The sequence below is a fragment of the Hyalangium sp. genome (genome assembly GCF_045802625.1).
Classification (GTDB): domain Bacteria; phylum Myxococcota; class Myxococcia; order Myxococcales; family Myxococcaceae; genus Hyalangium.
In genome coordinates this window covers 1-17396 of sequence record NZ_JBJMQP010000201.1, presented here as the reverse complement: position 1 = coordinate 17396, position 17396 = coordinate 1, and the positions used below count along the sequence as shown (strand labels likewise).

Annotated in this window: 18 protein-coding genes; 11 read left to right on the top strand and 7 right to left on the bottom strand. The window is 66.2% G+C overall.

The features are described from left to right. The first annotated feature begins 518 nt into the window (after positions 1-518). The 11 genes from ACJ8AT_RS33640 (at position 519) to ACJ8AT_RS33590 (ending at position 9238) form a co-directional block, all read left to right on the top strand. Positions 519-1178 carry a Wall-associated protein precursor gene (locus ACJ8AT_RS33640; protein ID WP_407742062.1) on the top strand — a complete coding sequence of 220 codons (660 nt, stop codon included), beginning with the start codon at positions 519-521 and terminating at the stop codon, positions 1176-1178. Then, the gene (locus ACJ8AT_RS33635; protein ID WP_407742060.1) at positions 1156-1821 is read left to right on the top strand and encodes an imm11 family protein; all 666 of its coding nucleotides are present in this window, start codon (positions 1156-1158) and stop codon (positions 1819-1821) included. Before ACJ8AT_RS33640 ends, ACJ8AT_RS33635 begins: the two co-directional genes overlap by 23 nt. 26 nt (positions 1822-1847) lie before the next feature. Next, entirely contained in the window at positions 1848-2021 is a 174-nt protein-coding gene (locus ACJ8AT_RS33630; RefSeq protein ID WP_407742059.1) for a hypothetical protein, read from the top strand. Between the two features lie 140 nt (positions 2022-2161). Next, positions 2162-2701: a DUF6484 domain-containing protein gene (locus ACJ8AT_RS33625; protein ID WP_407742058.1), complete on the top strand. Its 540-nt coding sequence runs from the start codon at positions 2162-2164 to the stop codon at positions 2699-2701. 9 nt (positions 2702-2710) lie between these two features. Further along, the gene (locus ACJ8AT_RS33620; RefSeq protein WP_407742057.1) at positions 2711-3715 is read left to right on the top strand and encodes a DUF2169 domain-containing protein; all 1005 of its coding nucleotides are present in this window, start codon (positions 2711-2713) and stop codon (positions 3713-3715) included. Continuing rightward, a complete protein-coding gene (locus ACJ8AT_RS33615) occupies positions 3712-4812 on the top strand; it encodes a beta-ketoacyl synthase N-terminal-like domain-containing protein (RefSeq protein WP_407742056.1) in 1101 nt (366 codons plus the stop codon). The genes ACJ8AT_RS33620 and ACJ8AT_RS33615 overlap by 4 nt, the downstream gene beginning before the upstream one ends. Then, entirely contained in the window at positions 4809-5339 is a 531-nt protein-coding gene (locus ACJ8AT_RS33610; protein WP_407742055.1) for a DUF4150 domain-containing protein, read from the top strand. The genes ACJ8AT_RS33615 and ACJ8AT_RS33610 overlap by 4 nt, the downstream gene beginning before the upstream one ends. Before the next feature lie 21 nt (positions 5340-5360). Next, entirely contained in the window at positions 5361-5969 is a 609-nt protein-coding gene (locus ACJ8AT_RS33605) for a hypothetical protein (protein ID WP_407742053.1), read from the top strand. Positions 5970-6035: 66 nt separating this feature from the next. Continuing rightward, entirely contained in the window at positions 6036-7064 is a 1029-nt protein-coding gene (locus tag ACJ8AT_RS33600) for a type VI immunity family protein (protein ID WP_407742052.1), read from the top strand. Between the two features lie 49 nt (positions 7065-7113). Further along, positions 7114-7908, top strand: coding sequence for a hypothetical protein (locus tag ACJ8AT_RS33595; RefSeq protein WP_407742050.1), 795 nt, complete (start codon positions 7114-7116; stop codon positions 7906-7908). A 7-nt stretch (positions 7909-7915) separates the two neighbouring features. Then, positions 7916-9238: a hypothetical protein gene (locus tag ACJ8AT_RS33590; RefSeq protein ID WP_407742049.1), complete on the top strand. Its 1323-nt coding sequence runs from the start codon at positions 7916-7918 to the stop codon at positions 9236-9238. A 34-nt stretch (positions 9239-9272) separates the two neighbouring features. On the opposite strand, the gene ACJ8AT_RS33585 is transcribed toward ACJ8AT_RS33590, so the two are convergent. The 7 genes from ACJ8AT_RS33585 to ACJ8AT_RS33555 form a co-directional block, all read right to left on the bottom strand. After that, positions 9273-10538 carry an Hsp70 family protein gene (locus ACJ8AT_RS33585; protein WP_407742048.1) on the bottom strand — a complete coding sequence of 422 codons (1266 nt, stop codon included), beginning with the start codon at positions 10536-10538 and terminating at the stop codon, positions 9273-9275. A gap of 143 nt (positions 10539-10681) precedes the next feature. Next, positions 10682-11842 (bottom strand): protein translocase subunit SecF, encoded by a 1161-nt coding sequence (secF, locus tag ACJ8AT_RS33580; RefSeq protein WP_407742047.1) that lies wholly within the window; start codon positions 11840-11842, stop codon positions 10682-10684. A gap of 13 nt (positions 11843-11855) precedes the next feature. Then, positions 11856-13628: a protein translocase subunit SecD gene (gene secD / locus ACJ8AT_RS33575; protein WP_407742046.1), complete on the bottom strand. Its 1773-nt coding sequence runs from the start codon at positions 13626-13628 to the stop codon at positions 11856-11858. Beyond that, positions 13628-13996 (bottom strand): preprotein translocase subunit YajC, encoded by a 369-nt coding sequence (yajC, locus tag ACJ8AT_RS33570; protein ID WP_407742045.1) that lies wholly within the window; start codon positions 13994-13996, stop codon positions 13628-13630. The genes secD and yajC overlap by 1 nt, the downstream gene beginning before the upstream one ends. A 159-nt stretch (positions 13997-14155) precedes the next feature. Beyond that, positions 14156-15334, bottom strand: a complete 1179-nt coding sequence (gene tgt / locus ACJ8AT_RS33565) for a tRNA guanosine(34) transglycosylase Tgt (RefSeq protein ID WP_407742044.1) — start codon at positions 15332-15334, stop codon at positions 14156-14158. A gap of 3 nt (positions 15335-15337) precedes the next feature. Next, positions 15338-16423: a tRNA preQ1(34) S-adenosylmethionine ribosyltransferase-isomerase QueA gene (gene queA / locus ACJ8AT_RS33560; protein WP_407742043.1), complete on the bottom strand. Its 1086-nt coding sequence runs from the start codon at positions 16421-16423 to the stop codon at positions 15338-15340. A 244-nt stretch (positions 16424-16667) separates the two neighbouring features. After that, on the bottom strand, positions 16668-17177 hold the full coding sequence (locus tag ACJ8AT_RS33555; RefSeq protein WP_407742042.1) for a hypothetical protein: 510 nt from the start codon (positions 17175-17177) through the stop codon (positions 16668-16670). Positions 17178-17396: the final 219 nt, after the last annotated feature.

Genomic DNA, 17396 nt, shown 5'->3' with positions numbered 1-17396 from the left:
GCGGCAGGCCCCCTCCAAAACTGTGCCAAGTGTGAGAAAAGTGTCTCACCGGTGAGACCCGTTCAAAATGTGCTGTAAAACCAAAGGCTTGTACGAAGGGTCCGCTCGGCCCCACGTGTGCAACCCGTTGACTTTCCAAGGTGTGCTCCGCCAACACACGTTTCCCTCCGTCCCAGCGGTGAGACGGTGTGAGCGCGGACCCGGGTGCTCCATCGCCGCGGGAGGCCTCCGGATCTGACCGGTCAGATCTGGCCCCCCCCCTGGATCTGACCGGTCAGATCTGGCCCCCCAGGATCTGACTGGTCAGATCTGGCCCCCCTGGCGCCATGGCCCACCGGAGGGGGGGCGGTCCATGAAGAATCCTCAATCCCCATGCTACTTTGCGCCTCGTCGCTGCCCTGGGAGCGCCTGGACTTGACCCGCTCGAACTTCGCCTTCCTGAACGCGCCCTGGCCGTCGATCCCAACATGAATCGAATGAGAGACGTGGGGCGCGCACTCCTTCTCTGCCTATTGCTCGTGCTTCCCGGCCTCACGGCGGGGTGCTCCTCGGAGGCGCACGCCACCGCGACCCGGCTGACGGACACGAGCCCACGGACCGAGACGAGCCAGCCGGCCGATGCGAGCCAGCCCCTGTACCTGGCTCAAATCTCCTGCTGGGACACGGAGACTTGCTGCATCTTGAGGGATCCGGCGACCGCGGCCAATCGCTGCATGGTTACCCCCGAGAGGATTGCCGAAGTCCTCAATGGCGTGAAGACGCTCTACCAAGCGACCCACGCCGCGGAGGCGAGGCGCCAGGAAGAGGCCCAGGCGAAAGAGGACGCCGCGTTCGCCGACGCCGCCGAAGCCGCAGGTGCCGCCGCGCCCGAGCCCCCCGACTGCCAGGGGCAAGACCACCACGTCATCTCCCGCCCCATCGCCAAGGCCCTGGAGGAGCATAAGACCCTCCACGGGCTGTACGAGCCGAGGGATGAGCGCTACGTGGCCAAAGCGAAGGACAAGGAATCCCACTGCGGCTATCAGAAGTGGCACCGCGCTGTGGACCTGGAGGTCATCCGGTGGCTCAGGCGCTTCGATGAGGCAACGCAGAAGGAGTTCGAAGCGTTCCTGCGCGAGATCTACAACCGCAAGGAAATGCTGGAGAGATTTCCCCATGGCTTCGGACCTGCCACCTGACCCGCGCTTCTTCTTGCTCGAAGACGAGGAGTGGGGCCTCTACGACACCAAATTCAGCAAGGTCGAACCCACGAATCGAGGCGATCCTCCCCCATGCCCGAAGTGCGGGAAGACCATCGGCATGCTGACCTGGCTGCCACCGTACCGGGCCGAGTTGGAACTGCATGGGCGGGAGTTGGGCGACTTCGTGGGAGGCCCTGGCAACGAGGTCCTCATCTCCGAACGCATGAAGGAGGCCTTCCAGGCGGAGGGGCTCGTGGGGCTGCTTGGCTTTCATCCCATGGAGGTGGTCCGTATCCGGAGGAGGCGCAAAGGCCCCAAGTTCGACACACCGCCCTCTTATTTCGTCGTCACTGCCCGTTTCGGCCGCGGGGCTGTAGATGAGGCCCGCAGTCGCTTGCGCCGCAATAAACCCGTGACCTGCCCTGAATGCCGCAATACCGGAGTAGAAGCCATCCATGGCTTTACTCTCGAGCCAAGCACCTGGGAGGGAGAGGACGTGTTCCGCCCCCGAGGCCTGCAGGGTGACATGGTCGTCTCCGAGCGGTTCGCCGAGTTCGTCCAGCGGCATGGATTCACGAACATGAAGCTGACTCCCACGAACGAGTACGTCTGGGATCCGCTTCGCAAGGGGCCTCCGTGAAATTCCTCCCCCCCCACCTGACCGGCATGCGCGCAGTCTGTCCCGCCATCTACGTCGTGGCCCTCGCGCTCCTCGCGTGGGTCTCCACGCTGTCCGAGCCCTACTCCGGGCTGGCGCTCACGCCGACGCTCTGGTTCGGCCTGTTCGCCCCCTCGCTGCTGCCCGGCATGTCACCTCAGTTCACACTCGCAGCCGCCTGACCCGTGAACGCTTACCCTTGCTCTCCTTCGGTGGTACAGCCCCTCGCCCCTCTCTCGAATACCTTGCGTTGGCACAACAGCCACCACGACGCACGGGCAAGACTCCGCGCGTCTCGCAAGTTCTGTCTGCGAGGGATTCCATGCGACATGCTCTCGATCTCCAATCGCCACTCCTGGGAGGCTCCCAAGGCAGCCGCGAATCCGTTCCCTCTGACACTCCCCGGTTCGAACCTGCGGACAGGCCGGAGAACGGGCGCATCACCGTTGGGCGAATCGCCTCGATCGACGCCCAAGGCAGAGTCCTGGTTGCCCTACACAAGGGAGTGCCCTGTCCCGCCCGGCTGAGCACAACGGTGCGCCGCGCTGAAATCCTGGAAGCCGCGGTTGCTGGTACCCCGGTACTCCTGCTCCTCGCGGATGACGGGCGTACCCCTCCCATCCTTATGGGAATGGTGCGGGATCGGCTCGAAGCGCCTGGCGACATGTCAGTGGGAGCCCTCGAGCTGCAGGTAGGGCGTGAACGAATCGCGCTCACCGCCCGGGAGGAACTCACGCTGCGCTGTGGTGAGGCCAGCATCACCCTGCGACGAGACGGCAAAGTCATCATCAAAGGAGAGGAGATCGTCTCCCGTGCGCGCAGAACCAACAAGGTCAAAGGCGCCACGGTCAGAATCAACTAGCCCTGAGCCATGCTTCAACTTCGCAACGAGACCGCCTTCGCGGCGGAGCGAGGCATCCTCCTTGATAAGGATGCCAATCAGATTTGGACTGTCCTCCTGAAGGCGACCTACAAGCTGAGCCCGGAAGGTTCGCTCTCTGTCGCAGCCGAGCAGGAACCTGTGTGCCGGGTACCCCAATACCGGGGGGACCCCGCCCACACGAGCCTGGTCCGCGAATGCGAGATGGTGTTCAGCCATCCCGGGACCGGCGTTATCCTCAATGGCTCGGCCCACGCCCCTGGCGGTGAGCCGGTCCGAGTGCTGGATGTCAGCCTGAGGGTAGGCAGCCTGCACAAGACGCTCCGTGTCTTTGGAGATCGTCACTGGGATCGGGGCCTGCTCCGTCCGCGTGCGACGCCCCCTACCCCCTTCACCACCCTGCCCCTCACTTACGAGCGCGCCTACGGTGGATATGCGAGCAATGAGCCGACACACTTCGAACCGCGCAATCCAGCAGGCCGGGGATTCACGCTTCGAGTGCCAGAGAATGGACTACCGCTCCCCAACCTCGAGCACCCAGAACATCTCATCTCGTCGTGGAGTGACAGGCCACCACCAGCGGGCTTCGGAGCGATTGCCGCTTGGTGGGTCCCCAGGAGCGAGTACGCGGGCACATGCGACCAGCGCTGGCGCGAGCGGCGCATGCCCCTATGGCCCGAGGATCATGATCTCCGCCATCACCGTTCAGCCCCTCCGGAGCTCGTCAGCGAAACGCCGCTCCCTATGGGCGAACACGTCGAGCTCCAAAACCTGACCCCTAGCGGAGTGACGCGGTTCCGACTGCCCAAGGTCTACCCCGTGGTCGAAGCGGAGGTGGGACGGGAGAGGTATCGACAGGAGGTCCAACTCGACCGCGTCATCATCGAACCCGACGAGTGCAAGGTTCTCCTCGTCTGGCGCGCGAGCCTCAACTGTGGGCGGGACGCGCGCCGTGTGCGCCAGTCGCTCATTCGGCTGAAGCGGGTCCTCTCATGAGCGCAGCCCCGCCAGTCGAGGCGTCCAACGTGGTGATCGCGGCGTTCGGTGCCGTGACGTCCATTGGCCTTGACGCCCAGATGACGCGAGCCTCGGTTCGCTGCGGGCTCACTCGCGTGGCGAGCGACTTGGACATCCGCGACAACACGCATGGGAATCCTGTGGCCCTCGGGCTGCTGCAAGTCCTCGGCAAGACGCCGCTCGCCGACCGCATGGAAACGCTCGCGACAGAGGCAGCCCAGGAGGCGCTGGAGCCCTGGCATCGGTGGGCAGAATCCTCGCACCACCCACCCGCGATTCCGCTCCTGCTCTCCGTTCCTCCGCCGCGCCCTGGGTTCGAGGGCCAGAGCCAGAGCAAGCTCGCCCGAGCCCTCCTTCGCCGGCTCGGCGGCGCGGTGGATGCCACCCAGTCCAAGCTGCTCGCGACCGGGCACTCAGGGGGGCTCTCCGCTGTCGCCCAGGCGCTGCTTCTGCTGCAGAACTCTCGGACCCCGGCCTGTCTCGTCGGAGGCGTTGATTCCCCTAGAAGTAGCGACTACCTCCACTGGCTGGATGCGTGCGGCCGGCTCAAGCGAAAGGGGCAACCCCACGGCTTCATCCCCGGTGAGGGCGCGGGCTTCCTGCTGCTGTGTACGAAAGAGTTCGCCGCCCGCGCCCACTGGACACCCGTGGCGGAGATCCTCCGTGTGAGCAACACACTGGAGCCCAGGCTCTGGTTTCAAGGGATGGCCACCCAGGGCCAAGGGCTGACCGAGGCGTTCTGGCAAGTCCTCCACGGCACGAATGGCCCCGCGCTGCGCGCGGATGTCACCTACTGCGATCTCAATGGGGAATCGTGGCGCTCGGATGAGTGGGCGCTCGCCTATCTCCGCACAGGCAAGCATCACGGCGAGCCGCTCAATCTGCACCACCCCGCGGACTGTTGGGGTGACGTCGGCGCGGCCACCTCACCCCTCTTGCTCGGGCTGGCGGCGCAAGCTCTGGCCGAGCAGGAGGACAACGAGCTGAAAACAGCGTTGGTCTGGGCTGCCTCGGATGTCCAACCCTGGCGCGCCGCCTGTCTCCTCCGCAGGCTCACTCGGAAGGCTCCCTCATGAGCACCACCGTGGTCGTCAATCACATCACCCTTGTCCACAAAGGCACTGGTGGCACCAGCACCGCCGCCGCGCCCGACTTCTGCAACACCCCGACCCCGGCCGGGCCCACCCCGATGCCCTATCCCAACATCGCCGAGGCGCAGGATCTGGTGGATGGCAGCAGCACGGTGACGGCGGACGGTGAACCCATCGCGCTCAAGAGCTCGGCGTTCTCGAAGAGCACGGGGGATGAAGCTGGGAGCCTCGGCGGGGTGGCCTCGGGCATCATCCAGGGCAAGGCCAAGTTCGCCCTCTACAGCATGGACGTGAAGGTGGAAGGGGAGAACGTGGCCCGGCTCAGCGACAGCATGACCATGAACGGCAACGCGCCTAATACCTTCGGACCGGAGCTCCAGCCTCTCGCACAGGCGATTGGTTCGGACAAGGTCGAGACCCTCTGCCTCATCTTCTGCTGGTGCAACGAGAACGGGAACAAGGGCGGGGACCTGTTCAAGAGGTCTGAGTACGATCCCAGCGCCCTGGCTTAACCCGACAAGGAGAGCAAGAGCATGCCGAGCGCGCGAGATACATGCTTCGCGGAAGCAGTCGATGCCTACAATGCATTGCAAAAGGAGGCTACGGGCAGGCAATGGCTGGACATCTCCCACCAGACTCCTTGGGTGAGAGACGCGGGGGCAGGCACCCCATGGCACCCCATTGAGGGGTATGTCTCCCAAAAGTGGTTCCACATCTACGGATATATCAAGAGCAAGTTCGGCTACTCCATGGGCCAGGTCCGTTATCCAGACATCACCCTCAAACAGCCTAACGGAAAGTACATCGTCCTTGACAACAAGTTCTCGGGGGATGACTGGGGCAAGGCCCAGAACAGGTTCAGCGGCACCACACAACGAAAAGATTATGAACAGATCAACCAAGAGCGAGGCCATGGCAACCTCGGCGAGCCCTCGCTCAACCCCAAGAAGTGCAATTGCGATGAGCGCAAGAAAAAGAAGGAACTGCGGCCGCAGAGCGTCCCCGTTCCCGTCCGCAGTCCCGCGACCAACCTAAATCCCTACCTTCTACCCTCTCCCCTGGCCCCTGGAGTCAGTCCAGGGGGGGTGACCATTCCCGCTCCCAGGTTGCCCGTATTCGAGCCACTCGTGCCCGCCTTCTGATAATCATGTCCGATGAGGGGCGTGCACGGGTTCGTCCGCCCTATCGACCCACGATGGAGGTTCGAGATGCCGTCCCTGGATTGGTCGAAGTTCGAAGCCCAAGAGGAAGGGGTGACGCTGCTCGCCCCGTGTGTTTCCTTGACGCTCTATCTGGAGAGCGTGGACGAGGAAGGCCTCCTCGACTTCCACCAGCAAGCCACTGCGGTGCTCGGAAACCGGCTCACCCACTATGACACCGGTAGCGGGAAACCCAGGAAATTGGATGCGCGAGGCCAGAGCATCGTGCCCTCCTGGAAGGGCAAAATGAATAAACCTTTCGCGGGCCTCTATGTGGACTTCTCTGGGAGCCCTCGGGGGGCATCAGCCGCCGAGTTGATGTTTTTCATCAGTCTGGAGCCTCATGCCAGCCCTACTGCCTCGGTAGCGAAAAAGCACTGGGAAACAGTGCTCAAACCCACCTTCGCCAAGCATGGTCGTGTGAACATCATGACCTCCGCGCAGCTTCGGGTGGGAATTCCCTTGGACCATCCACTGGCAAAGGACTTCAACGAGCTGCGCGCGTGGGTAGGAGGGCTCCGGTTGGTGAGAGAGGGGCTCTTCATCTCCGGCCAGTGCGGCTACGGGCTGAGCTATCACGGTGGCGCTTCTTCCTCGGCCTATACGACGGTGGCGGAAGGGTTGCGCCGGTTATGTCTGCAGCACCCCGGCCTGGACTTCGACATGACCAGCGGCTTGTTCCGGCTCCTCATCTACCAACCGCCCGAGCGGATCCTGCACAAGGTGCGGCGGGCGAATTGGCTCACCCTGCTGTCGTCCAACTGCGTGGAGCAGACCGGCGGCCGGGAGCGTCTGGAGGCGTCCCTTGTGGGGAGCAGCGCCCTCGTGCATGCGCTCGGCGGGGGCGCGCTGATGATCCAGGCTGCCTCCGCGCCCAGGGTCGGCGATCCGGCGACCGGGGATCTCCTACCCGAGTACCAGCACGTGGCCAGGGCCATCCGGCCCGCCCGGGTCGATGTCCTGAGCCAGGCACCACTCGGTGTGGATCAGGAATGGGTCCAGGAGTGGTTGGAGTCACTTGAGAGAGCCTCTCCCTGATTCAATTCCTCAAGACGGAATCTCCATGCTCGCTTCGCCTACCCTCCAGATGCTCGTGTCCGGCAGTCCGGATCAGGAAGTCCTCATCGAACTCCAAGGCACCTCGGTGCTCCGGATCCAGACGGGCTTCTGGGACAATGCTGCCGCTGCCGAGGCTTTGCCCGACCCCGGAGCCCCTCACACCATTCTGGCTGCCGAAGAGCTTCCGCGGGGCGACGTCGTGGAACTCTTCCTCAGGGCGCTCGGTCATGGACTGTTGTCCGCTGCTTCCAGCCAACCCTGGCGCTGTGAGGGGCACCAACTCTCGGCCATGCTCGACGAGGGCCAGAGGTTGAGACAGTGGCGCCTCCAACTCAAGGGAGTGGCCCCCAGCGCATTCCTCGTCCTTCGCAACCTGGTGCGCTCTCTGGCCCCAGACCGCGGGCGGATCCAGACGCTCGCCCCCGCTGACCCCTCGTTGCTCGACGCAACCACGCTCACGTACCCTGGGCGCTCAAGCTCCCTGCCTTTCCCAGTGAAGGTCGCACCCTCCGCGATTGAGCGAGCTCCCGTGACCGCGCAGATTGTCTTTCTGGAGCCTTTGGGAGCGCGGGCTGAGGAGGCCGGCATGAAGGGGTTGGATGCCTGGGCGCTCCTCCTCGCGCTGGGCGGCTATCAGGACGATGACGACGCAGGCCGTCTGATCGCGGCTGTCCCATCGCCGCCATCGCAAGTGGATGCATTGACACTGGGCGTTTCGTTTGAGGTCTTCAACAGCCATCTGGCCGCCTTGCATGGCGTCATCAATCTGGCGCACCGACTCCACCACACGGTCGCCCCCGTCGCGGCAGTCGAGATCGAGTAGCCGAATCATGGAATTGAGCCGACAGGACTTCGTGGAAGGGCTCCATTCGGAGTGCCTTGAAGAGGCTTCGTTTCTCTATCAGCAACGTGCGTCCCTCCGAGCAGAAGGCCGCCTCGCGCGCCGCGAGCTCGGCCGGCTCGAGCGGCGCATGGATGCTTTCTTGGACGCCGCGTTTCTGGGGTTTGATGCCACCGCAGCGCTCTGTGCCCGGCGGATCCCGGAGGGTGATCCCGGAGACTGGTATGTCGCGGCCCGCCTCCTTGCACGGCTGGGACAAAGCGATCGGCTTGCGGAGTTGCTGCGCCAAGTGGATGTCGGGAACAAGGAGCAATTAACAGCCGTGCGGGAGGGGCTCTGCCATCAGGTTCCTTCCAGTACGTTTCCTCAGCCGGCCCATCTGCCTGCCGAGACCCATCCCCAAGCAATCGCTCTTTTGGTAGCCGCCCTCGGCCATGGGCGCCGCAAGGCAGACTGGGTGCAGTCCTGGACGGAGCAGATGCTACGCAGCGACGAGAGAGTGTGTGTCGCCACGGCCGCGAGCTACCTGGGACGGGTTGAAACACCTGGGGCAGTGGAATTGCTGCGGTGCGCTCTCGACTCACAGGCCCCAGCGGTCAAGGTCTCGGCTGCCTATGCGTTGCTGCGCCTAGGTGACCCCGAGGTCGCATCCTCCCTCCTGGCTCCCAGGAGATTTCCCGCCTGGGCTTGCCCGCTGGTGGGGGTTGGAGGGGGCCACAACGCACTCGGACGGCTCGTCTCCTTGGTGGAGAATGGAGAGGGGCGCAAGGATGGAATACTCGCGTTGGGAGTGTTAGGGGCACCCTCCGCTGTACCCGTACTTATCGCGCAGCTCACCGGCACCGCGCATGCGGAGGAGGCTGCGCGGGCGCTCCATCTCCTCACGGGGGCTGGCCTTCGGGAGGAGATCGCAGAACGAGAAACGCTCGACGAGGCAGAGAGCTTTTCAGACGAGCACGACACGAGGGAAGAAACCATTTATGTATGGCGGCTCTCCCAGCAAGCCACACACTGGAGCAACTGGTGGAAAGAGCATCGGGCCCGGTTTGACTCCTCACCTCGCTGGCGTATGGGCAAACCGTTCTCCCCAGCTGTACTGCTAGAATCGCTCTCGGCCGACGTGGGGGATCGAATCTCTCAACAGATTGCATGCGACGAACTGGCAATCCGCTATGGCATCGACTGCCACTTCGAACCCGACGGACTTCAGAGCGGCCAAACCCAAGCCTTGAGGAATGGGTACAGCTGGCTTGCAGCGAATGAACAGCGCTTCACGCATGGCCGATGGTATCTGGCGACTCGTCCCCTTTGATTCCGAGAAACGAATCGCGGTACCAATCCCGGGCTCAGCGCCGCACGGGAGCGGGCGTGGCCGTGCCGGACGGAGGCGGCGTACTGGTGGTCGAGCTCAGCCGCGCGGCGCTCAGCACCACGGAAGGCCCCGGCTCGTCCAGGTAGATCGGGACTCCGACGAAGAACTCCTGGGCGCGCTGCTGGAACAGGGGCATCCGGCACTGCTCGCCCACCAGGAGCACCTCGTCCACGTCTCCCGGGAACATCGTCTTCTGCTCCAGCACCTGCTCGCACATCTTCAGCGCCGAGTCGATCAGCGGCCGGGCCAGCTCCTCCAGCTCCCGCCGGGTGAGCGCCACATCGAAGTCCCCGAGCTGTCCGCCCGCGTTGACGGCGAAGGGCACGCGGATGCGCGCCTCCTCCTGCGTGGAGAGCTGGATCTTCGCGTGCTCGGCGGCCCCGGCCACCCGGTAGAGCGCGGCGGGGTTGTTCGCATCCCCCGCGATCCTCGAGCCCGTGGGGAGCTTGCGCATCAACATGTCCAGCAGGCGCTTGTCGAGCTCGGCGCCGCACAGGGCCACGTTGCCCTCGGTGCCGAGCACCTGGCACTGCCTGGGCGCGTACCGCACCAGCGAGGCCCGGAAGCTGCCGCCGCCCCAGTCGCACACCATGGCGGTGCGCTCCGGCTTGCCCTTGTGCCGGCCAAAGGCGCCCAGCGCCACGGCGGTGGGCTCGGAGATGAGGCGCTCCAGGTGCAGCCCCGCCAGCGCGGCCGCCTCGGACATGGCCTTGGACAGCGGCTCCTCCTTGCGCGTGGGCGGCAGCGTGAGCACCGCGCGGTGCACCGGCTGGCGCAGGAAGTTCTGCGCCCGCTCCCGCGCCTCGATCAGGATCAGCGCCGCCAGCTCGCGCGCCGCGAAGGTCCGGTCTCCCAGCACCACCGCGGGCAGCCCATCCTCGCCCCGCACCACCTTGCAGCGGAGCTGATCGTACAGCCACTTCACTTTACGGTCCCCATACGGCGCGGACATCAGCCCTTTGATTCCCCACACCGCCAGGGCGGGGTTGGCGGCCTGCTGCCCCCGAGCCGGGTGGCCGGTGAGGATTCGCCCTCCGGGCCCGAGCGCCACCACGGCCGGAGCCCCCTCCATGCGCTCGGAGGGGATGCACACCGGGTTGCTGCCCTGCATGGCGGCGACGCGGCAGTTCGTCGTGCCCAGATCAATGGCGACGACGGGCCCCAGGCTGCGCGTGGAGGAGTCGGGCGGGCGGGTACGATCGAGCGGGCAGTCGGTGACGTGGGTCGGAGCCTGGGTCATCGCCGTGCCATCCTAACGGAGGGCGGGCCCTCCCTGACAGCCAGGGGCTTCACTCATGAACAGTGCAGGCCCTGAGAAAGTGAAGGCCCTCGCTCCCACGGGGGAGGAGGGCCTGGAGGACTGCTGCGAAGCGAAGGATCAGCTCAGGCCGTCTTCGCCTTCATGCCGCCCTTGCTGCGGCCCTCACGAGCCGCGGCGCGCTCATCCAGCCAGATGGTGAGCGGGCTGGCGATGTACACGGACGAGTAGGTGCCCACGATGATGCCCACGAGCATCGCCATGGCGAAGTCCCAGATCTCGCCCACGCCGAAGACGAGCAGGCCGATCAGCGACAGCGCGGTGACGAACGAGGTGAGCAGCGTGCGGGCCAGCGTGTCATTGACGGCGATGTTGATGACCTCGGGCAGCGGCTTGCCCTTGTACTTGCCCATGTCCTCGCGGATTCGGTCGTAGATCACGATGGTGTCGTTGACCGAGTAGCCGATGATGGTGAGCAGCGCGGCGATGGCGGTGAGGTTGAACTCGCGGCGGCTGACCAGATAGAAGCCGGCCACCATCACCACGTCGTGGAGCATGGCGAGCAGCGCGCCCGGGCCGAACTTGAAGTCGAACCGGAACGCCACGTACACGAGGATGGCCACCATGGCGTACAGCAGGGCGGCGATGCCCTTGTTGCGCAGCTGCTTGCCGACCTGCGGGCCCACGTAGTCCACGCGGCGCTCCTGGAAGTCCGGCGCGGACACGCCCTTGGCCAGCGCGGCCTTCACCTTGTCGGCCATGCCGCTGGCGACCACCTGGTAGTCGAACCCGCCGCCCTGCGCCGCGCCCAGATCGCGCACCTCCTGCACGCCGGTGCCCGTGTCCTCCACCGTCTTCTTGATGGCGGCGGGGGCGAGCTGGGTGGCCGAGCGGAAGTTGATGATGCCGTTGGCCATGTCCGCGTAGACGTTCTTCACGTTGCCCAGGCCGTTGATGGCGGCCTTGGCCTTCTCGGCGCCCTCCTCGTTGAGCTGGGTGACGCCGCCCATGCGCAGCAGGAAGGTGTTGTCTTCCGCGCCGCCAATGCCCTGCACGGACACGTCCTGCAGGCCGCCCGCCTCGGCGCGCTTGCGCACCTCGCCGGCGTTGATGGAGTGGTCGAACTTCAGCTCCACCACCGTACCGCCGGCGAAGTCCACGCCGAAGTTGAAGCCCACCGTGGCGATGCCCACCAGGATGGCCAGGTTGATGATCGTGGAAGCGAAGATGGCGATCTTCCGCTTGCCGATGAAGTCGATGTTCGTCTTGTGCTTGAGGAGTCTCATGGCGTCCCCCTTCTCAGACCGACACCGTCTGGGCGTTGCGGCCGTGGACGAAGTAGGTGGTGATGACGCGCGTCACCACGATGGACGTGAACAGCGAGGCCAGCAGGCCGACGATGAGCGTCGTCGCGAAGCCGCGGATCGGCCCGGTGCCCGTGGCGAAGAGGATGAAGCCGGCGATCAGCGTGGTGACGTGCGCGTCGAAGATGGTCCAGAACGCGCGATCGTACCCCTGGTCCACCGCCTGCCGCGCCGTCTTCCCGTGATCCAGCTCCTCACGGATGCGCTCGTTGATGAGCACGTTGGCGTCCACGGCGATGCCCAGCGTCAGCACGAAGCCGGCGATGCCCGGCAGCGTCAGCGTGGCGTTGAACAGCGCCAGCCCGGCCAGGATGAGCAGGCCGTTGAGCAGCAGCGCCACGTCGGCGATCAGGCCCGTCTTCCGGTAGTACATGGCCATGAAGAAGATGACGAGCGCCAGGCCCACCACCGCCGCCATGGCGCCCTTCTTGATGAGTTCCTCGCCCAGCGAGGCGCCCACCTGGCGAATCTCGCCCACCGTCACCGGGGCCGGCAGCGCGCCGGCCTTGAGCACCAGCGCCAGCGTCTGCGCCTCGCCCAGCCACTCGTCGAAGGACTTGCTGCCCGCGCGGCCCATGGTGATGCGCGCGCTGCCGCCGCCGATCTTCTCGTTGATGCGCGGCGCCGAGTGCACGTAGTCATCCAGGACAATGGCCATGCGCTTGCCCACGCTGGCCTCGGTGAGGCGCTCGAACTCGCGCGCCCCGGCCGCGTCGAAGGTGATGTTCACCTCGGGCTCGTTGATCTGGCTGATGTTGGCGCTGGCGCTCTCCAGGCTCTCGCCCGTGAGCGGCACCTCGCGGTTGACCAGGTAGGTGCGGTAGGCCGAGCACTCGTTCTTCTTCACCGGGTTGGCCACGCACTCCAGCAGCACCTCGCGGCCCTCGGGCGTCTTGCCCTTCACGTAGTCCAGCAGCGCCACGCGGTTGGAGCCCTTCAGCTGCGGGAAGCCGTCCTCCTCCGTGAGGGTGATGCCGGCGTCGGCCGGGGGCGGGTTCTTGGTGAACAGCTCCCGGAAGAAGCCCGGGTTGGAGTCATCCACCATGCGGAACTCGAGCTGCGCGGTGGTGCCCACCAGCTCCTTGGCCTGCTCCGGGTTGGAGCGGCCCGGCAGAGAGATCTGGATGGAGTCCGTGCCCAGCTTGCGCACGTCCAGCTCGGCCACGCCCCACTTGTCGATGCGGTTGCGGATGACGAGCATGGCCTGATCCACCGACTCCTGCTCGAAGCGGGTGACCTGGCTCTCATCCGGCGTCAGCGTCAGCTTGGGGCCATCGCGGTTCACCTTGGTGAAGTCGTTGAAGGTGTTGAGCACCTCCTTCTCGATGGCGTCCATGGTGCTCGGCTCCTTGGCGGTGAGCGTGAGCTGGAGCCGCTCGGGATCCGTGTCCACCGTCACCTCGCCCAGCTTCTTGTCGGCCACCCAGCGGGCAATCTGCAGGCCACGGCGCTCGGTGCGCTTCTGGAGCGCCGTCTTGGTGTCCACCCGCATCACCATGTGGATGCCGCCCTGCAGGTCCAGGCCCAGGTTGAGCCGGTACCGGGCCGGGGGCGCCCACACGGGCAGCCGCTCCTGCACCAGGGCGATGTTGTTGCGCTCCTCCGGCTTCATCATCACCAGGGAGACATAGGTGGGAATGAGCAGCCACACCGTCGCCAGCGTCACCGCGACGATCATCCCGAACTTCCACCACCAGCCGCGGTCCATTACTTCTCCTCCTTCTTGTCCTTGTCCTTGTCCTCGGGCTTGGCCGAGGCCGGAGCGTCATCTGCGACCGAGCCCTTGGCGTAGACGGAGCGCTTGAGCACGCGGATGCGCACCCCGTTGGCCACCTCGATCGTCACCGTCTGCTCGGAGACCAGGTGGATCTTCCCGAGGATTCCCCCCTGGGTGACCACCTCGTCGCCCTTCTTCAGCCCCGAGATCAGCTCCCGGTGGGTCTTCGCCTGCTTCTGCTGGGGGCGGATCATCACGAAGTACATGATGGCCACCAGCAGGGCGATGAAGCCCATATTGACCAGGGGGCTCGCGCCACCACCCGGGGCCTGCGCCAGAATCAGGAAGCTGTCTGCCACGTACGGCCTCTTCGCTTGGAAAGGTTCGGGTGCGGCCCCGGCCCGCGTGTGGGCAAAGGTCCACCCAGAAGGGTGCGCCTCTTAGCAGCCCCCTCCTTCGTGAGCAAGTGAACGCAAACGGCTCTTACCCCTTCCCAACACCCTGGCCGCCCCCTGTGTTCAGCGGGCGCGGGTGCGCTCGGCCTCCTGAGCCGCCGCCCGGGCGCGGAACTCGCGAGCGAAGGCGGCGTACCGGTCCTCGGCGATGGCGCGGCGCACCTGGGCCATGAGCCCCAGGAAGTAGTGCAGGTTGTGCAGGGTGTTGAGCCGCATGGCGAGGATCTCCTGGGCCACGAAGAGGTGGCGCAGGTACGCCCGGCTGAACGTCCGGCAGGTGTAGCAGGAGCACGCCGGGTCCACGGGACGTGGGTCCTTGGCATACACGGCATTGCGGATGACGAGCTTGCCCTCCGAGGTGAAGAGCAGGCCGTTGCGAGCACAGCGGGTGGGCAGGACGCAGTCGAACATGTCCACGCCGGCCTCCACGCAGGTGACCAGGTCCACCGGAGTGCCCACGCCCATCAGGTAGCGCGGCTTGTCACGGGGCAGCAGGGGCGCGGAGTACGCGACGCCCGCGTGCATGGCCTCGGGAGTCTCTCCCACCGAGTAGCCGCCGAGCGCGTACCCGGGCAGCTCCACGGCGCACACCTGCTCGGCGTGGGCCTTGCGCAGATCCTCATGGAGCCCGCCCTGGACGATGCCGAAGAGGGAGGAGCGCTCGCGGCTCCAGGCCTTGGCGCAGCGCTGGAGCCAGCGCGTGGTGCGCGCCAGGGACTGCTCCATGTACGAGCGCTCGGACTGGGCGGGCGGGCACTCATCGAACGCCATGATGATGTCGGCGCCGAGCGTCTCCTGGATCTCGATGGAGCGCTCGGGGGTGAGCAGGTGGCGCGAGCCGTCCAGGTGGGACTGGAAGGCGGCGCCCTCCTCGGTGATCTTCCGCTTCTCGGAGAGGCTGAAGACCTGGAAGCCGCCGCTGTCGGTGAGCATGGGCCGGTCCCAGGAGATGAAGCGGTGCAGGCCGCCCAGCTCGCCCACGAGCGCCTCGCCGGGCCGCAGCATGAGGTGGTACGTGTTGCCGAGGATGATCTGCGCATCCAGGGTGAGCAGATCATCCGGCCCCACGCCCTTGACGCTGCCCACGGTGCCCACGGGCATGAAGATGGGCGTCTCAATGGGCCCGTGGGGCGTGTGCACCCGGCCTCGCCGGGCCTGGGTGCCTGAGTCCTCGTGGAGCAGCTCGAAGCGCACCAGGCTCGGCGCGACGCGTGTGTCTCCCTTACCCTTCGGCTCGCCCATTACTCACTCCGTCACCAGCATGGCATCGCCATACGAGAAGAACCGATACCCCGCGCGGACGGCCTCGCGATACGCCTCGAGCGTGCGCTCGCGGCCCAGCAGGGCGCTCACCAGCATGACCAGCGTGGACCTGGGCAGGTGGAAGTTGGTGAGCAGCAGATCCACCTGCCGGAAGGGGAAGCCCGGGCGGATGAAGAGCACCGTGTCGCTCATACCCGCGCGCAGCCGGCCCGTCCGCGGGTCCGTGGCGGACTCGAGCGTGCGCACCACGGTGGTGCCCACGGCGACGATCCGGCGGCCCTCGGCCTTGGCGGCGTTCACCGCGGCGGCGGTCTCCTCGGGGACGCCGTAACGCTCGGGGTGCATCTTGTGCTTGTCGAGCTCCTCCTCGCGCACGGGGAGGAAGGTGCCCGGCCCCACATCGAGCGTCACCGTGACGCGCTTGACGCCCCGGGCCTCCAGGGCGGCGAAGGTGGCCTCGGTGAAGTGCAGGCCCGCGGTGGGGGCCGCCACGGAGCCGGAGGAGCGGGCATAGACGGTCTGGTAGCGCTCGGCGTCGGCGGCGTCCGGCTCGCGGGTAATGTAAGGGGGCAGCGGCAGCCGGCCGGCCTGGGCGAGCAGCTCCTGGAAGGAGGCGCCGGGCGGGGCATGGAAGCGCACGCGGTACTCCCCTCCTCCGAGCGCCTCGAGCACCTCGGCGGACAGGCCGCTGGGGAAGTCCACGCGGGCCCCGGGCTTGAGGCCCTTGGAGGCCTGTCCGAGGCAGATCCAATCACTGGCCTCGGGGGCCTGGGCGAGCGCGGCGGAGGTGAGCGTGCTGGCGGCGGGGCGGACAACGAGCAGCTCCACGCGGCCGCCGGTGCCCGCCTTGGCGCCGAGCAACCGGGCGGGGATGACGCGCGCATCATTGAGGACGAGCACATCCCCTGGGCGCAGCAGCTCGGGCAGGTCCGAGAAGCGCCGGTGCGCCCAGGCGCCGGAGGAGCGGCTCACGGTCATCAAGCGCGAGGCATCCCGAGCGCCCAGGGGCTGCTGGGCGATCTGGGCTTCGGGCAGCTCGAAGTCATAGTCAGAGAGGCGGGACGACACGAGGGGGCTTGTACCAGCCTCGGTGCCGAGTCGAAACCGACGTGTTCGTCCTCCCCGAAGCGGACGCCTGCGCGGGAGCCTGCCCAGGCCATCCTCATCGCTGGAGCCACCGTCCACCGCGCGAGACTCCCCGGGCTCGCGGCGAGCAATGTCCAAATCGCTTGCCTCGGCGTGGATCAGGATCCCTTCGAGTTGATGGAGTGCCCGAAGTGCGGGGGGATGCTGAGCTTGATCTCCCGGCTGGTCACGGCCACATCGTGACGGCCAGGGCAATCCACTCCCGTGGCAGGCGAGCCGCACCGGGCTTGGAGCCTTCGAGTTTTCGGGTGAGCCCCGTCTGGTCCCCCAGCACGAAGCAGATGGGGATGCGGCGGCCATCCGGCAGGAGGGCCTCGGTGTAGCGGCCCAGGACCGCCTCCGGCCCCTCTTTCGTGAGGCCCTCAGTCCAGAGTTGCCCGTAGAGGAGGGTGCCATCCGGGAGAGGGCCAGTCCACTCGTACTTCACCACCTTGCTGACGATGGGTCCTGGGCCGTAGGTGCCTCTGTCGGTTCCCTTGCCCGGCTGGTTGATGTCGATGATGACGTGATAGCCATCACCCTCGAAGAGGTCCATCTTCTCCATGCTCCGGACAGCCTTCTGGGGGCAATCTTCCGGCAGGGGGCGCACCTGGGCTGCCGGGCAGCCCACGCTGAAGGTGACGCACAGCCAAGCGGCGACGGCCCTGACGGGCTGGGAGTTGCTGAGGGTGGACATAAACGGGATTCCTTTCTCGGATGCAGCGGGGCCAGTCGAGTCACCGGAAGAGCGCCAGGCCCACCACGCGGCGAAAAGGGCGAGGCTCAGAAGGAGAGGACCCACGACGAGGGCGATTCTCCGCCAACGCTTCTTGCGCTGAGCGGCCTTCTCGTCAGCGGCGTCCAACTCCGTTGCCATCTGGTGGATGAGCGCGGAGACCTGCTCCATCGCCTGCTC